Annotated in this window: 1 protein-coding gene; it reads left to right on the plus strand. The window is 41.1% G+C overall.

Features of this window, described 5'->3' with window-relative positions; all coding sequences use genetic code 11:
* On the plus strand, positions 1-225 hold a 225-nt coding region (locus DW297_RS19075), incomplete at its 5' end, for a hypothetical protein (protein WP_136028555.1).
* Positions 226-365 lie beyond the last annotated feature (140 nt).

Below are 365 nucleotides of genomic sequence, written 5' to 3' on the forward strand. Positions count from 1 at the left end.
GGAGGCGTAAATAACAACATAGGTCCAGCTGCTCATGGGCAGACCTTTGATATAAGTACAGAAAAGGATGTATTCATAAATCAACCTATTCTAACGCAGGGAATAAATTTAGGGCGTAATAGAATGGGCCAAGCTGGGTCCATTCGTTTCTTTGATGGCGGTCAAGGCTATGGGTTTTATTTTATGGGAATGGGAGGACAATGGTACAAGCTACCTAACGTTTAGGAGGAAAATATATGGATGATTACAAAGATTTACAAGGTTATCCCTTACAAGCAGGGCAAGGTGCTCCGTTTGCTGGTAGGTTAGTAGATTCAGAAAGAGACGAAAACGGAGTATTTGTGCGAATTCCTTTTGATATGCTA

Source organism: Microbacterium sp. PF5, assembly GCF_004794315.1.
Lineage (GTDB): Bacteria > Actinomycetota > Actinomycetes > Actinomycetales > Microbacteriaceae > Microbacterium > Microbacterium sufflavum.